This window comes from Sporocytophaga myxococcoides, from assembly GCF_000775915.1.
Taxonomy (GTDB): Bacteria; Bacteroidota; Bacteroidia; order Cytophagales; family Cytophagaceae; genus Sporocytophaga; species Sporocytophaga myxococcoides_A.
Genome location: NZ_BBLT01000009.1, coordinates 1 through 15,723, shown reverse-complemented (window position 1 = coordinate 15,723; position 15,723 = coordinate 1). Strand labels below are relative to the sequence as shown.

Annotated in this window: 9 protein-coding genes; 4 read left to right on the top strand and 5 right to left on the bottom strand. The window is 36.0% G+C overall.

The features are described 5' to 3' along the window. Window positions 1-51: 51 nt before the first annotated feature. Window positions 52-984: a transporter gene (locus MYP_RS18685; protein WP_045466946.1), complete on the top strand. Its 933-nt coding sequence runs from the start codon at window positions 52-54 to the stop codon at window positions 982-984. 217 nt (window positions 985-1,201) lie between these two features. Here the strand turns inward: MYP_RS18685 and MYP_RS18680 are convergent, their stop codons facing one another. Next, a complete protein-coding gene (locus MYP_RS18680; RefSeq protein ID WP_045467335.1) occupies window positions 1,202-1,519 on the bottom strand; it encodes a hypothetical protein in 318 nt (105 codons plus the stop codon). 311 nt (window positions 1,520-1,830) lie between these two features. Here MYP_RS18680 and MYP_RS18675 point away from each other — a divergent pair, with 311 nt between their 5' ends. Further along, the gene (locus tag MYP_RS18675; protein WP_045466943.1) at window positions 1,831-4,059 is read left to right on the top strand and encodes a pectinesterase family protein; all 2,229 of its coding nucleotides are present in this window, start codon (window positions 1,831-1,833) and stop codon (window positions 4,057-4,059) included. 166 nt (window positions 4,060-4,225) lie between these two features. Here MYP_RS18675 and MYP_RS18670 read toward each other — a convergent pair whose 3' ends face one another. Continuing rightward, on the bottom strand, window positions 4,226-4,843 hold the full coding sequence (locus tag MYP_RS18670) for an outer membrane beta-barrel protein (RefSeq protein ID WP_045466940.1): 618 nt from the start codon (window positions 4,841-4,843) through the stop codon (window positions 4,226-4,228). A 459-nt stretch (window positions 4,844-5,302) separates the two neighbouring features. Here MYP_RS18670 and MYP_RS18665 point away from each other — a divergent pair, with 459 nt between their 5' ends. Next, on the top strand, window positions 5,303-6,061 hold the full coding sequence (locus MYP_RS18665; protein WP_045466937.1) for a HAMP domain-containing protein: 759 nt from the start codon (window positions 5,303-5,305) through the stop codon (window positions 6,059-6,061). A gap of 154 nt (window positions 6,062-6,215) precedes the next feature. Here the strand turns inward: MYP_RS18665 and MYP_RS25385 are convergent, their stop codons facing one another. After that, window positions 6,216-10,493 (bottom strand): ATP-binding protein, encoded by a 4,278-nt coding sequence (locus tag MYP_RS25385; RefSeq protein ID WP_197060126.1) that lies wholly within the window; start codon window positions 10,491-10,493, stop codon window positions 6,216-6,218. A gap of 303 nt (window positions 10,494-10,796) precedes the next feature. Beyond that, complete coding sequence (gene bla, locus MYP_RS18655) at window positions 10,797-11,702, bottom strand: class A beta-lactamase, subclass A2 (protein WP_045466934.1); 906 nt, start codon at window positions 11,700-11,702, stop codon at window positions 10,797-10,799. 230 nt (window positions 11,703-11,932) lie between these two features. Between bla and MYP_RS18650 the strand changes: the two genes are divergently transcribed. After that, entirely contained in the window at window positions 11,933-13,915 is a 1,983-nt protein-coding gene (locus MYP_RS18650) for a T9SS type A sorting domain-containing protein (protein WP_045466931.1), read from the top strand. A 329-nt stretch (window positions 13,916-14,244) separates the two neighbouring features. On the opposite strand, the gene MYP_RS18645 is transcribed toward MYP_RS18650, so the two are convergent. Continuing rightward, window positions 14,245-15,723: gliding motility-associated C-terminal domain-containing protein (locus tag MYP_RS18645; RefSeq protein WP_045466928.1), on the bottom strand; the 1,479-nt coding region annotated here is incomplete at its 5' end.

The window sequence follows — 15,723 nt, the reverse complement described above, 5'->3', positions numbered from 1 at the left end:
TTTAAATATAGATAACATAACAATACTCTGTTCTGATGGTTTGCAACATGCATGAGAAAGGTTTTAAGAACCGTTTTTATTATTAGTGTATTGGTTTTCGAATTCAAATCTTCAGCTAAAGGCCAGCAAAATTTTTTGCCAGGTTTTGCCGGACTTATGTGTGGTAGTCAATCCGATCCTGGTATTTATGCAGTGGCTTTTGGATGGGGAATGAATGTTAAAAAAGTTGCTGACAGAAACGGTAAAACACATTTTTTTCCCAATGGTGACGTGTTACTTTTAAAAGCTCCTGCTTTGAGTTTAGTTGTTGCTACAAGGAAGAAAATACTTGGTGGAAATTACAGTTTTTCTGTGACAGGAGCTATCTGTAATTCCCGACTCGAAATTCCCAATATTATCGGTGCAAGTAAATCTTATCCTTATGGGATAACTTCTACTTACATACAGCCCATCAGTCTTGGCTGGAAAACATCAAGGGCAGACTTTATTGCCGGGTATGCTGTTTACCTTCCTACAGGTAAGTGGGTCTGGCTAGGTCAACACAATTATGGCTTGGGTATGTGGACACAGGAGATCAATTTAGGTACAACAATTTATCTGAACCACAAAAAAAGTATTCATTTTGCAATAGAAGCTAATTACGACATCAATAGTAAAAAGAGGGGTGTTTCTTATCGAACCGGTTGGCCTCTGACATTACAGGGTGGTCTGGGAACTAACTATGGCAATCCGGACAAGCTATTAAGTGGTTGGCTCGGAGTGGCTGGATTTGCACAGTGGATAACAGTAAAAACAAAGTTTAATTCTGACTTAGGACCTATCGATGGTCCATATGCTCATATTTATGGACTAGGGCCTGAGTTGGTCGTATTTAAAGGCGGACTTACATTTAGGTACTTAATGGAGTTTGGAGCTAAAAGCAATTATTTAGGTCCAATTTGGTGTGTGACGTTAAATTGGCAGATAAAAAAGTTGAAAGCTTAAAGTCAAAAGTTGAAAGTTTATTGATTAATAAGGAAATGTTGATCATACTTAATTTTGTCAGACTCTTTTTTTCAAACAGGGAGAAGTATTAAATTCTCCCCGTTTTTTTACTCTGGATCAATACTGATAATTACAGATGATTTCGAGGAAAAAGGAAATTCAAAAAGAAGAATTAAGTTGAGGATTATTTCAATCAGGATAAATTTATTAAATGTCATTACCTCCTCATATTCCCTTTAATTTTTCCTTTATTATCCCAGTGGCTCTTTATAATTTTTGTTTCGTCTCGTTCTTTTATTCTTCTCACATAGCATTCGCCAACAATATTCCCGTCGTCTCTTCTGGAACCGATAAATAAAGTAACTGGTTCACCGTATTCATTGGTGAAAAAAGTTATATCATTTCCACGAAATACATCATCAGTCCTCGATGAAGGCGTATACCGCTTGTTTAGTTTGGCTTCAAGGTCTTTGCCAATTCCTTTACTGAATTTTTCATTTTTTAATAAATGAGATTCTTCTTTCCAGGCTTTCATATTTTTCTCTTTTGATTTATAACAAAACCAGAAGGGCTTTCTATCTTCATTTTGATGATATTTCTGATTTAAGGAAAAGCTAAAAATGGAAGAGATAATGCAGTTGAGTGGAACCAAAATTAAAATATCTAAAGATTTAATTTAGGGAATTCCTGTTAATTTTTATCAATTTTTAAATCCGGTAAATCCTGATTCAGATACTTAGATAATCACGCTTAAATTATTTCAAATATTTTTTGTCAAAGTGTTACTTTTCGATTTGGCTGATGTATTCTTCCTGAAAATACTTTGGTATGAAAAAAATATTTTAAATGCAACATTTAAGAAACAGAGAGCACATCCAACTTAGGAGAGTGAAGTTAGTTTTGATTCTGGGACTTTTTTTTAATTTAACAATCAGCAATACTGCACAAACACTGATTCCTGTCGATAATTCGGTAAATGTGAGCAATGATATGCAGTTTAAGGTCACCTTTTCTGCTACACCTACCTTGCAAAGTTCAGGCAAAATAAGTTTGTATAAATCAAATGGCGCAATAGTAGAAACAATTGACCTTTCGAAAATGCCTACAGGAATGCCCATGTCTATAACCTGGCCCTGGACAGAGACGCTTAATGGAACAACCATAAGAGTTATTCCAGTGACTGTTGATGGTAAGTCTGTCTATATCCGGTTCTCAAGCAATGCTATGGACTTTAGCACCGGCTATTATATAACTGTCGAAAAATCTATATTCTCAAATGCTTCCTCACTCGGCTTCAATGGGATCACTGCAAACAACTGGAGTTTTACAACAAGATCAAAACCTGCTGCAGATTTAGAATACACTGTATCAGCCGATGGAACCGGGGACTTTGCAACGCTTCAGGGAGTTTTGAATTTCCTGCCTACAGGTAATGCCAATGCTAAAATATTGGTAAAAAACGGAACCTATATTGGACTAGCTTATATCAAGGGTAAAAATAAATATACTATAGAAGGAGAAAGCAAAACGGGAGTAATCATCAAAGGTTATAATAACTCTAATTTAAACGCAAGTACACACTGGAGATCTGTAGTGAATATTCAAGGCGATGATATCAATCTGATAAGTCTGACTTTTATCAATACAACTCCGAATGGGGGAAGCCAGGCAGAAGCATTAAAAGCAAGCGGAGCAAGGATTGTAATTGCGAACTGTGATTTTTACAGTTATCAGGATACTGTTTTGCTGGATGGAAAAGTCTATGTTAAAGACTGTATGCTTGAAGGGGATGTAGATTTTATCTGGGGAACAGGAGCAGTGTTTTTCCAGTCATGTGAGATCAGAGCCAATGATAATGGAGGTTATAATGTCATGGCCAGAAACAATAACTCAGTTCATGGTTATGCTTTTGCGGATTGCAAACTTACGCGTACCTCTTCAGCTACAACTATACATTATTTGGGTAGAGATGCAGGAGCGAATTATCCCTATGCTGAAATTGTTTACCTCAATTGCACTCTGGGATCACATATTCCAGTGGAAGGATGGAGCTTAAACAGTTCTATAGATGCTTCCAATATTATTTTCGCAGAATACAAAAGTGTAAATGAATTGGGAGCTTTGATAAATACTTCCGGAAGAAATCCTAAATCCAAACAGCTTACTGCAAGTCAGGCAGCTCAGTACAGAGATCTGAATTGGTTTTTTAATGGATGGACCCCTTTTGTTCCGACCTATGGTGTTAAAGATTGTGCAGGAGTTACGGGAGGTTCAGCCTTTAAAGATGACTGTGGTATTTGCGTTGGCGGCACTACAGGGAAATCAGCATGCGTTAAAGATTGCAACGGTATAGCAAACGGAACCGCAACCTTCGATATTTGCAGTCGATGCATAGGAGGAACGACAGGCAAAATAGCTTGTTCATCAGTAGGGGAAGCAGAAGATGAAGCCTGTAATTTTGATGGGGTTCTTGAAGCCAAAAATCCCGGTTTTAAAGGAACAGCATATATTAATGTTGATAATGCAATCGGAACAAGAATTCTATTTTCTATTAATGCTACCACTTCTGGAAATAAAACTTTTAGTTTTAGATATGCAAATGGCGGCGTTACGGATAGACCAGCTACAATTAAAGTTGATGGCAATGCTTTAACTTCCGCAATAAGTTTTCCAAGTACTGGGGAATTTACTACTTATAAGGCTGTAGATCTTACTATAAATCTAAGTTCCGGTTCTCATTTCCTTGAACTTGCTTCCGCAACAGCAGATGGACTAGCAAATATAGATCAGATTGGATATGTAAGTGCTGATATAAGCAAAGCTAGTTGTGAGGAAGTTGTTACTTCTATTGACAATGAAAGTGCTGCTCAATCTATTGTTATATATCCCAATCCAAGTCCGAGTAGCTTTCATATTCAGGTTTCAGCTCCTTTGAACATAGAGATTACAGATGCCGAAGGTAAGACAATTAATACATTTTATAATGTCACAGAACTTGAATTTGGCAATGATTTAAAACCTGGATTGTATTTAGCAAAAGTTCAAAACAAAGTATATAAGTTTGTGAAGTATTAAGATAGATGAAAATATTTATTCGAAATTGGATTTTAGTCTAAAGGAAAAACAGATGAGAAAAATTTTCCAGCATCATAGTTATTGCTCAGTAAAAATATATGTAAAAAAATAATAAATCCGGAAAAAGATCTTTTTCCGGATTTACAGTAAAAGTTAATGACTTTTATTAAAATTTGAAGGACAATCCTCCGCCTGCCAGTGGGCCACCTCCGACACCTACAAGGAAATTAAGACCGATATGATCTGTGAAGAAATATCTCATACCGAATTCAGCGCGTAAAGCTAGTGGAGATGCATTTTTAATTGAAATCTCCGGGATGTTAGGATTATCGGTTGTTTCCTTAAACTTACGGTTGGCATATCCGACTCCAAAAGAAAAATATGGATCAAACCTTTTAGAATTTCCCATGTGGATATTCAAAGTTGGCATAATTCTCAATCTTGAATAAGATGCTTCGTAACTATAAGTCTTACTGCCGTCAACTGATTGTCCTTCCACTGCAGTCAAGGCGTAGTTTGCATGAATACCCAGGCCAATTTTAGCACCTACCAAATATTCAAATTTAAGTCCTACAGGACCTACAGACTTATATTTTAAGTCTGCAAAATTGCCTAAGGCCTGATCAGCCTTATAAAAAGTTTTTACAACTCCGGTATATAAATTAGGACCTCCATAATAAGCGTCTACAATTACATTACCTTTTTCATAAACTTGTGCTTTAGCTAGCTGGCTAACGAATAAAGAACAAATAAAAATTAAAGAATAGATGTTAATTTTGATCATAAAATAATAATAATTTGATTTTACATTTTATACGCCCTTTCTGTATGAGGGTTTTATATATTGAAGTTTTAGGCGTTTTTGGCATATATTTTATAAAACGTTGTATTTCTTGCCTATAAAAAATAATAGAGCTATAAGATAAATCAGAATAAATATAATTAAAGGATGGTGTATAGTATTTATAGGTAAAAAGGAATTATTACCTGTTTTAAATTATGAATTCATCTTTTTAACGCTGTTTTCTTATGAATCCAGGAATCGAAAAAATAGTCATGTTAAGTATAAGTACTGAGCTTAGTAAAAGAGTAAATTAAGGAGGGAAGAGACGGTATTAATTTAGACACAAATGGGTAAAAGTCAACCATGTATCTGTGCAAAAGTATTTTAACTTACCGTTGGTTAGCAAATTCTAACTTTTATTTAAAATAGTGGTTCTTCATTTTCAGGAGATTTTAGTTTATGAAAATCAAAACAAAAATCGCAATAGGAATAGGGGTTTTGGTAATTCTTACACTTGCTCAAGGTATTGTTTGTAATATTTTTCTCATGAAGGCATCTGAAGCTTCAGGAAAAATTTTGCAAGACAACGGTGCTTCTATTGAATATACCAAAGAGATGATGGCAGCAATAGACCAGATATTTGAAATTTATATAAGGGAGAAGAATAATATAAAAGCTAATAAGTCTGAAGAAGCCTTGTTTAAATCGTTTGAAAAAAACTTGCTATCGGAGAAAAACAATATTACGGAAAAAGGAGAAAGGGAGATTGTGGAAAATTTATCGAAAATGTACCATGATTTTAAGAAGGAGGCAATGAATAAAAATTCTGAGCTAAATAAGAGTAATCATCTACTTATAGATCACTATATAAAGATAAAGGAATATCTTGTGGCCGTTTTAAGTATTAATATGGAAGCAATTAATCATAAGAATGATATAGCTAAAGGTATGAACAAGAAAGCGCTTTTATATATTTATATTGTTGAAGTACTTACCGTAATATGGATTTTACCTTTACTTTTTATATTACCAGCCTTAATTGCCAATCCTATTGAAGAACTTAAAGAGAAGATGAGAGAAATAGCTAAGGGAAACTTCAAACAAAAGATTATTGTAGTAAGAAATGATGAGTTAGGAGAGCTGGCTGAAGAGTTTAATCAAATGGCAGAAAAAATATATGAATATCAGCATAAAGGAAGGAGAAATGACCTTTTTTAGTAGTTCATTTAATTTAGAAAAGTCAAGATTTAAGATATGATTCCCTCGTTCGCTTATTTTTCCTTCCTGAACTTGCCTTTTCCTTAACTTTTAATGAACAATTAGACTCTACAAAATATTTGCAAATGAGAAGACAATCAATATATACTATTTTCTATAGAGCTTGCGGCAAGTATACTCTAAATATAGTGCCGACATTTACCTGACTTTCTACTTCAATTTTGCCTCCTGCATTATCTATAATTCTTTTTACAATATATAAGCCAACTCCGGAACCTTCCACATGGTTATGAAAGCGTTTGAACATGGTAAATAATTTATTGATATTCGATTCTCCAATCCCCATTCCGTTGTCTTTAACAGTTAATATGTAGAATCCCTCTTTATATTCCATACTGACCAAGACCTCAGCTGTGCGAGACGGGTGTCTGTATTTAACTGCATTGCTTATAAGATTGTAAACTATACTTTGAAAGTTTTTCCTGGAAAACCTTATATGACTGCAATTGGAATCATCAATCGTTACCAGGGCCCCGGATGCTTTTATCTGATCCTGAATAATAAATTTAACGTCTTCAATTACCTCTGTACAGTTTATTTCTTCTACGATCTCCTGAATCTGTTTCTGAACTTTGGTTATTTCCGTAAGATCATGAATGGTTGTTTTAAATCGCTGGATGGATGTATTGATCAAACTCAGGATATATCTGAATTCCTCATCTGCCTTTACCTTTTCATCTATGTTTTCTAACATGGAGGCAACTAAACCTTCTATATTGGAAATGGGCGCTTTAAGATCATGGGAAGCGGTATATATAAAATTGTCAAGATCATTATTAATGTTTATCAGTTCTTTGTTTTTTTCAGCCAAAGAATTTTCTGCGTTTTTAATATCAGTGATATCTCGCGAAGTTCCAGCTACTGCTTCAACTTCTCCAGATGCATTCATAACGGGAACAAATATATAATCGTAAACTCTCTCTCCAAGTATTGCATGAGGAAATGAGACCACGCCCCGCACTGGCTTTTTGGTAGCAACGATCTGGTCTATTTCTCTTTCATGCATTTCTGCATGCCATGGTTCATACCCATTTTCCAGCAAACTTTTGCCAATGGATTGTTCAAAGGTACTTCCCCACATTCTGAGCAGAGCTTCATTAGCATAGGTAAATCTGTAATCAAGATCAAACACATATATCAGATCAGGCGTGTTTCCTGTAATCGTTTCATAAAGCCGTTTCTGCCTGTCTGATTCATCTTTTGAAGCCTGCAATCTTTCTTCTGCGCGCTTTCGTTCTATTGCAATAGTAATAGTTCTTAATGCAAACTCAACGTTCTTTTTATCTGTACTGTTTGGTACATGGGGCGTTTGGTAGTATATCGAAAAAGTACCCAGTAATTTATCGCCTGAAAGAATCGGAGTTGACCAGCAAGCCTTTAATCCATGCATCAATGCCAGGTCTTTAAAACTCCTGCAAAGAGGGGCTGAAGCAATATCAGGTACAATAATTTCTTTTTTGAGAAATGCGGCTGTTCCGCACAAACCTACTGATTCACTAATGTAAATTCCATCAATCTCATCACTGTATTCTTTTGGTAAACTTGGGGAAGCGCCATGGCGCAGATGTTTTCCATCCTCATCAACCAAAAGAACGGAGCCTATTATTTTATGATCAGACCATTTTTCGATATTCAGAAGAAGCTGACTTAGTGACTCAGAAAGAGAATAACCCCTTGTAATCATTTCCAGTACCCTATTCTGTTCTTCTACCTGTTTTCTTGATTTAACCTGTTCTGTTACTTCGTCCGCGTGCACAAGAATGCCATAAATAATCCCTTTTGCATTAACCATTGGCTGGTACACAAAATTGACAAATGCTTCATCTAATTGTCCATCATTGTTACGGTCTAATTTTACATATGCTTCATTTCCTGTGAAAGATTTTCCAGATTGATAGACATCATCTAAAATATTAAAGAAGCCCTGGCTGGATAATTCTGGCAAGGCTTCACGAATGGGTCTTCCTATAATTTCCCGATTCGAGCCGACCAACTGCATATACCTGGGATTCGCAAGCTCAATAGTGTGCTCTGGCCCCATTAGCACAGCGATGATAGCGGGAGCCTGCATGAACAGATCATAAAGCTGCTGCCGCTCTGCATTCAGAGCCTTCTGGGCTTCTTTTCTGAGTTCGGCCATTTCCAGATGGGTCTGAACTCTGGCTAATAGTTCTTTTGAACTGAATGGTTTGACAAGGTAGTCGTCCGCACCTGCTTCTATCCCTTCAATAGTTGCTTCTTCATTGGCTTTAGCAGAGATAAGGATTACTGGCAAAGTGATGGTTTTGCCTGAGGACCTTAATTGTCTGACTAGTCCTATTCCGTCCAGATTCGGCATCATGACGTCCGAAAGAACCAGAGAGGGATTTTCTGTTTTTATTGCTTTTAGAGCTGCTTCTCCGTTACTTACTTCAATAACTTCATAATGCTCTATCAATAGCCTGGATAAGTATTCTCTCATATCCGGATTGTCATCCGCTATAAGAATTCTTTCTGTTTTCTTTTTGGTAAGATCTGTAACGAGAGGAGTTGTATTGGAATACTCAGATGTATTACGGTTAAAGGTTTCCCATTCCTCTTCTAAGTGAGGCAAGGCATTCAGGGTTATTGATTTTTTAGCATCCGGACTGGTAATTCGGTCTTCGGGAAGATGTGCTTTGCCCATTGGAATGGAAACAATAAAAGTAGTGCCTTTACCGGATTCACTTTCCACTTTAATGGTTCCATGATGCATTTTGACCAGTTCATTTACCATTGCCAATCCTATACCTGATCCTTCATGGGTTCTTCCTATGGAATTTTCTATTCTGTGAAACCTTGAGAAAAGATTGGGAAGTTCGGATTCAGGTATTCCTGTGCCTGTATCTTCTACGCTTAATTCAACATGTTGATTTATCTGTCTTAGAGAAACATCTATGGCCCCCTTAAAAGTAAATTTAAATGCATTGGAAATTAGATTAAATACAATCCTTTCCCACATAGTATGATCGACATAAACAGGTTCTGAAATAGTACCTGTTTTGACAGTGAATTTCAAACCTGCATTTTCCACAACTGACCGGAAAGAACTACTCAGTTCACAGGTAAACTTTGCCAGATCAGTTTTGCTGAATACCGCCTGAACCCGTCCTGCTTCCAAGCGGGAAAAATCCAGAAGGGTATTGACTAATTTCAGCAGCCTGAGACTATTTCTGTGTACAATATGAAGTTGTTCTTTATCTTCCTGACTTACCTGGGAATTATTCGAAATCAGCTCCTTCACTGGTCCTAAAATTAATGTTAAAGGAGTTCTGAATTCATGACTTACATTACTGAAGAATAATGTTTTGGCTTTGTCTATTTCGGCTAACGCTTCAACTCTTTTACGTTCTTCTTCGATGGCTCTTGTGTTGGCAAGCGCAATGGAGAGCTGGCCGGCTACAAGTCCTAGGAATTTTGAATATTCCTCATCTGCTTTAAGCCTGGAGCTTATTCCTGATACCAGAAATCCTGAGAGTTGATCTTTTCCTGATTTTAGCAAAGGCAGGATCATTGCTTTTGTCGGACATTCATCCCACGGACCTTGAGGAATGTAATTGAATTCAGATAAATTTTCCAGGAGCAAATTCCGAGGGGAAGACAATAATTCTGAAAATTTCCAGATGTCCTGTTTTTCTGACTGAAGTTCAATTACCAAAGGTGAATAGTTTTGACCTTTTTCTGCTCCTATAACTTCTTTTAAAATAGCACGCTTTTGCTCTTTGTCAAAAAGATAAATAAGTGCAAATGGAATATCGTTAGGATTTCTTTTCAATATCTCGGAAGAACAATCAAAAACCTCTTTTTCAGTTTTTACTTTAGTGAAAGCATCAGAGAGGTCATGCAGTGTAGTGAGCCTTCGTTGACTGATTACTTTATTGGTTTCTTCGCTTACAGCGCAAAAGAATCCTCCTATAACACCTTCATCGTTTGGTAAGGGACTGTATGAAAACGTATGATAGGTTTCCTCTTTAAATCCATGCCGCTCAAGAAAAAGTAGTAGGTTTTCATAATAAAGAGATTCTCCGTTAGTCATTACCCTGTCCCACATAGGACCAACTACATCCCAAACCTCTTTCCAGATGATTTTAGCAGATTTTCCTAAAGATTCTGGATGTTTTACACCTAGAGTGGGGGCGTATGCTTCGTTGTAGAACTTTATATAATCTTTGCCCCAGCCCAGCCACATAGGATATTTCGAACCAAGCATGAGTTTCAGGTAGGATTTCAGACTTGAAGGCCAAAGTTTAATAGGACCCAAAGTAGTCTGTTGCCAGTCTTTGGCAGCAATTAAAGATCCCATTTTTCCTAAATTTGAAAATTCATCCAAAGACTTATTTGCTTGCTTCTCCATCTCCAGTAATAATACTCTCTTATTCAATTATTTATTTAAGTAGTCAGTTCAAAAACATTATTTAATCATTCATAAAATAACTATTAAAGCTTGTAACAACTATTAATGTTCAGTTATTTTATACATCTCCAATTTCTGAATTTTAAAGGAATAACAAAAAGGTCTCTGAATTTGTACCATGAACAAGGAATATTATCGAATTAGATGATGTGGAGGGGTAATAATTTCTGTCTTATAATCTATAAACAAAAAGAGCTGGTGATGGCATAGTGCTCAAAGATTTCAAACCAGAATAGGGCAGTCTTACTTCATCCTATTGTCAAAATAGTCGAATACAACCTTGGATATATCTGCAATAATTTTTTCACTTACTGCTGTGTCCTCTTTTGAATCGGTTATAAAAACACTTATAAAATAATGACGTCCGTTTGGCAGGAAGATGATACCAATGTCGTTGACTGCTGCTGTAATACCTTCTTTGTTTGATCCGGACCAGCCTGTTTTGTGAGCGACTACTGTTCCTTCTGGAAGTTGTCCTTTTAATCTGTTTTTCCCAGTTTCTGTTTGTTTCATGATTGTCCATATGAAATCATGATGCTCAGCAGACAGAATTTTTTTGTCATTGTCGTAAAAATATGCAAGTATTTGAGTGGAGGTTTTTGGTGTTGTCCAATTCTTAAATTGCAAATCCCAATTGTTTTGCATCACTTCTTCATTGATTTTTACAGAAAAGTCCTTAAATCCTTTTTCCGTTATAAAATTTTCAACTACCTGAGGACCTCCGATAAGTTTCAAAAGAACATCACACCCGACATTGTCACTTAGCGAAACAGTGTATTCTAAAATTTCTGAAATTTTCAAGGATACACCATGAGGATACTTTTCTCTAATAGGACTATAAAGCCCAGGTAACATTTGATTCTCGTCAATTTTTATTATTTGATCTAGAGAGAATTTACCTTGTTCAATTTGGGATAAAACAGTCAACGCAATATGGAACTTAAAAACACTTTGCATAGGGAAATGCTTGTCCCCGTTTATGGATAAAGTATCCCTTCCGTTGTCTCCCATAATCGAGACTCCAACCTTTGCTTTTTTCGTTGATAAAACTTTTTCAATATCCCGCCTTAAAGATGTGTTCGATTGAGCATTTGTCCAGGTTGTACTAATTAGTATTAAAGCTAGTAATGTTAAATTTTTGAAAGTCATTTTTTTATTTACAAGTTATCTTGTCTAGTGCATCTTTCAGGACAATTAATCTAATTAAAATAGTAAGGTTTAAGGGTAATGTAACTTAAAGTTTCTGAATCGGAATTAAATTGGCTCGCCCTAAAAGGACATTAAAGTATTTACAATATTTCATCAAAACAAACTGGTCAATGTGAGAATTTTTTACCTTTGCCTCATAATTGTTTTTTTATCCTTTTTTTAGTTTTTATATGAGAGTATTTCTATTAAATGTATTTACATTGTTTTTATCATTATCGGTTTCAGGTCAATGGGTAAAGTTAACGAATCCAACCACCTATAAAGCAACTTTTCTGATGAACCAGGGGGATAAGGTTTATGCCAGTATCGGAGGGGCAATCACAGTAGGAGAAGAAGAACTAGGCCATTATAAATTTTATAATCTGGAATTGGCAAACTACAGGTATTCATGCGCAACTAAATGGAATAAGCATGTAGTAACCGGAAGTGAAAATGGATTTGTTGCTTTATATGGAGATATCTCTATTGCTGAACGTCTTTTCACGAAGTCAATCGGAAGTGGAGAAATTTACAATATAGAAATCAAAGACGAAAGAGTTTTATTTGCAACAGCCACGGGTATCTATATTTCAGATGATGTATTGAATACTGCACAAAGAATAACAGCAGGTATTCCAGAGGTTAAAACCAGACAGATCCGGATCATCAATGACAAAATATATGCAGCTTCTGATTCCGGACTATATGTATCAGAAAACTCCGGTGATCACTGGAAACTACTCGCTTTTCCTCGGAAAAAAGTAAACAGTGTGGAAAGTTTAAATGATACAATCTATTCAGGTACTAAAGCTGGCTTATTTTTCTCAACTGATGAAGGTAAAAACTGGACTCCCGTTCCTTACTTCGAGAATAAAGAAGTCAGCAAAATTTTTATAGATCAGTCTGATTTGTGGCTTACTTCAGGATATCATATTTTTAAGAAACTAAATGGAAATTGGCAGGAACAGTACCCTGGGCTTCCTGATCAAATCAATTCTATGGTTCGTGTTGGCAGTACCATATTTCTGAGTTCAATATTAGGTATTGTTTCTAAAAAAGATGGAGAGGAATGGAAGACGGCCAGGCTTCAGAATAATTTAGGAGATAAAAGAGAACTTGCAACACTAGCCTCTAATGGAAAGCACTTAATTGCAGGGGCAGAGGTTGGAGGAGTTTATTTGAGCAAGGATTTTGGTATTTCCTGGGAAATGAAAAGTCCTCCTGCAGAGGCCGGCGCTACTATTAGCAGTCTGCATATAAATAATAAGAGTTGGTTTGCGAGTAATTATATGAATACCTATCGTTCACAAGATTCATGCAAAACCTGGGCTTTAGCACAACAAGGATTACCTTCCGTTCCTATATCAGATATTAAAACATTTAATGATTCTTTATGGGTCTGTACCAGTGCTGGTTTGTACTTGTCTATGGATCAAGGTGATAACTGGTTTCAGTTTTTGTCTTCAGCTTCAAATAGTATAGTCAAAAATTCAAAAGGGGAGATTCTCCTTACCAGCGGTCAGAAATTGTTAAAGGCACCATTTCCATATATAAATTGGGATACAGTTACTTTCAGTAAGAATCTTACAAAACTTGTGCAGGCTGGAGATACTATGTATTTGTCAACAGCAGGAGACTACCTTTACAGATCTTTTAACGGAGGTTCAACCTGGGGAAAAATCTTTAAAGGATTAAATACAAGCAATGCCAATATTTATGAATTAACAGTCAATAAAGAATTTGCTGTCATAAGTATTGAGAATGTTATTTATGTTCTTCGTCATGCTTCTGATCAATGGACTTCATTTAACCAAACATTACCTTTTGGAGATATAAGGAACTTGATGATTCTTGATAATGATCTTTATACTATCGTTCAATTTCAAGGCTTATTCAGAAGGTCACTTTCAGACTTTGATGGACCAACTAGTATTGATCATCCTGCCCATGAAAAGGCTTCAGGCTTTTACCCCAATCCTGCAGTCAGCTATATTTATTTAAAAAACACCTCAAATGTTGAACAAGCAAACTTATACGATTTGTCAGGAAAACTTATCAGGTCTTTTGCAGATAGCGAAGCTCTGGATATTTCCGGTATTGAAAAAGGAATTTTCTTAATACGGATTACCCATAAGGACAAAACTGAAACTTTTGAAAGGTTGATTAAATATTGATTTGAAAAGTTAGAGACAGATATAAAATTGCCACTAAAGGATCTTTAGTGGCAATTTTGTTTATATCATGTTCTTGGTGATTCTTTTGGTGAGACTTTATGATAGCAGCGAAGGAGTAGCAGATAGAAATGCAATTGCTATTCCCAAATTATTCGTTAAAAAGAGGATTAGAGTAACTATATAAGACTTAAACTTTTGTAGCAGAAAAGATCACAATTGTTTTTAGATAAAGGTGAGGAAGGGATTGTTTAAGGTCCCTTCCTGTTAAAAATTATTTTTTTTATAACTGTTGTCCGGCCGTTTAGCTTCAATGTTTCCAGATGGTTATCTTACTTTCTGGAATCTGAATCGGTATTAGATAGAATCTGTAGCCAGCCTTTGTATTCGTCTTGACCACAACCTGTTTTTAAATAATAATAATAAATACCATCTGCAATATTATCAGCTTTCCATGTCCCATCATAATTTTTTGCTTCATATACGCGACTTCCCCAACGATTATATATCTCAACAAAAGACCCTTCAGGGAACATTTTATTATCGTAGTTCTTTTCTTCTACAATTTTAAAGGCATCATTTTTACCATCTCCATTAGGTGTAATTAAATTTGGAATAAAAAGAGCTTGTTTATGGATCGCATGAATGCTTATTGTATCTGGAAATGTTTGGCAACCAGGCTGATCTAAATCCTTTACATATACTAAATAGTAATTATCAATACCGTCCGGAGTAATGTCTAAATAATTGAGTTTGGTAGATATTGTATCCATGTTTTTAGTATTGATCCATTCATAACTATAATGATCTGATCCACCTTTAGCAAAAACCGTTACTCTTCTTGCAACACCTACACACAGAGTATCCATTGGAGTATCTATGGATGCTATATCAAATCCTGGAAGGCCGACCGTAATATTGATTGTATCGGATTTGTCAGGACCACAACCCCCTTTAATGGTATATATATAAGAATAGGTTAATCCGGCTTCTAAGCCCGTTACACGAATACTATCTGATGCGGGATCTCCAATAATTATAGCATCATTGGTGTTGTAGACGGACCATTTACCAGCACCTACAGCAGGAGTTAAAGCATATAGATCCAAATAAGAATTACAGGTTATAATATCCTTTCCTAAATCTACCGGAGAATTATCCGGTAAATGGATGATCTCAAAATCTCTTGAAAGATTTGAAGCACAACCAGAATCAGAAGTAAAATATATGTGATAATTACCTGCTTCAGCTAATGTAATGGAAGGATTACTGCCTAATGCTATAGTTTCCTTAAACCATTTGAATGTACCCGAAAAATTTCCGGATTGAGCAAACAATGTCACTGATGCTCCCGGACAGAAGGCTAATGGGCCGTCTGCAGTGAAAGTTGGCTGTGGCGGAATCGGATTTACTGTCACAGTTACAGATAAGGAGGTATCGGATGGACAAGCATTAGTAGAAACATATTTTACTGTGTATGTTCCTGATGTGGTTACCCTTAATGGATTGTTAGTGGAACCTGTAGACCAGGTAAAGGTGCCGCCTGTAAAACCTGAACTGCTGGCAGTAAGATCTACTGAACCACCATCACAGAAAGTCAGTGGACCACTGGACGTAATTTCCGGTTTTGGAGGAATTGGATTAACGACCACTTTAATACTGTCTGATACTTCAGAAGCACATATTTCGTCAGAAACAAAGCTTACGGAGTACATTCCGCTAGTAGTGACGGTCAAAGGATTATCAGTTGATCCGGTCGACCAGGTAAAGGTTCCCCCAGTAAAGTCCTTGCTGCTCGCAGTAAGATCAAC